Origin of the sequence: Allomesorhizobium camelthorni (assembly GCF_011045125.1) — a bacterium.
GTDB lineage: Bacteria > Pseudomonadota > Alphaproteobacteria > Rhizobiales > Rhizobiaceae > Allomesorhizobium > Allomesorhizobium camelthorni.
The window spans coordinates 1-1,475 of sequence record NZ_JAAKZF010000239.1 but is presented as its reverse complement, the minus strand read 5'-3'; the positions used below and the strand labels follow the sequence as shown (position 1 = coordinate 1,475).

The 1,475-nt window shown below is 63.3% G+C and carries 1 protein-coding gene; it reads left to right on the top strand.

Annotated elements, in window-relative coordinates:
- Positions 1–18 precede the first annotated feature (18 nt).
- The gene (locus G6N73_RS35580) at positions 19–1,392 is read left to right on the top strand and encodes a transposase (RefSeq protein ID WP_165034526.1); all 1,374 of its coding nucleotides are present in this window, start codon (positions 19–21) and stop codon (positions 1,390–1,392) included.
- Positions 1,393–1,475 lie beyond the last annotated feature (83 nt).

Genomic DNA, 1,475 nt, shown 5'->3' with positions numbered 1-1,475 from the left:
TAGAGGGAGATTGAGTCGATGATGGGCGAGCAGAGTGTGATGCAGGAGGAGCTGTTCTACGGCTTCAGCCTGGAGCGTCATGTGCCGGCGGACCACCTGCTCAGGGCCATCGATCGCTTCGTTGATCTGTCCGGCATCCGCCAGCATCTGGCACCGTACTACAGCCAGATCGGCCGCCCCTCGATCGACCCCGAGCTTCTGATCCGCATGTTGATCGTCGGCTACTGCTTCGGCATCCGCTCGGAGCGGCGGCTGTGCGAAGAGGTGCATCTGAACCTGGCCTATCGCTGGTTTTGCCGGCTGGGCCTCGAGGGCGATGTGCCGGACCACTCAACCTTCTCCAAGACCCGCCATGGCCGCTTCCGCGATGCTGATCTGCTGCGCGAGCTGTTCGAGACCGTCGTCCGTCGCTGCATGGTGGAAGGCCTGGTCGGCGGCGAAGGCTTCGCCGTCGATGCCAGCATGATCGTCGCCGATGCGCATCGCCAGCGCGGGATCGAAACGGCCGAGGAACTCAAGCCTGAGGCCAAGCGGGCCGTGGCCGAATATCTCGCCACCCTGGACGATGCTGCCTTCGGAGCCGCCACGCCGGTCGAGCCCAAGTTCGTCTCGCCGGTCGATCCCGCCGCGCGATGGACCGCCTCCTGGGGCGGCCCGGCCGTCTACGCCTACTGCACGAACTATCTGATCGACGTGGAGCACGCCATCATCCTTGACGTGGAGCCCTCGACTGCCGTGCGCCAGGCCGAGGTGACCGCCGCCAAGACCATGATTGAGCGCACCCACGACAACCTCGGCCTCTGGCCGGAGCGGCTGATCGCCGACACTGGCTACGGTTCGGCCGAGATGCTCAACTGGCTGGTGCATGAACGCGGGATCGAGCCGCACATTCCGGTCTTCGACAAGTCCAAGCGTAAGGATGGTACCTTCTCACGCGAGGACTTCATCTACGATCATGCAAGCGACAGCTATCGCTGCCCGGGCGGAAAGCTTCTCAAGCTCTATCGCCGGCCCTTCAAGAGACCGCGGGACGGCGTTAACAAGGATGGTACGCTGGGCTATCGGGCGAGCAAGCACGACTGCGACGCCTGTGCACTGAAGCCACGGTGCTGTCCGAAGGCGCCGGCGCGCAAGGTGACGCGTTCCATCTATGAGGGCGCGCGCGACATGGCCCGCGATATCGCCAAGACCGATGCCTACCAAACCTCACGCTATCAGCGGAAGAAGGTGGAGATGCTGTTCGCGCACCTCAAGCGCATCCTGAAGCTCGATCGATTGCGATTGCGCGGCCCTTGTGGCGCCCGCGATGAGTTCCACCTCGCCGCCATCGCCCAGAACCTCAGGAAATTGGCCAAGATCTGCACGATCCGGACAGCGGTCCCGGCCACTTAGGACGAAAAGGCCGCTTCGACTCCAATCGCGACGCCTTGAACAAGCTCTCCCATCGGCTTCGAACCCGACTTCTTCAACACAAT

Bases quoted from the DNA above. Each gene is read 5' to 3' on its own strand.
- G6N73_RS35580 (WP_165034526.1), top strand. From the start codon at position 19: ATGATGGGCGAGCAGAGTGTGATGCAGGAGGAGCTGTTCTACGGCTTC.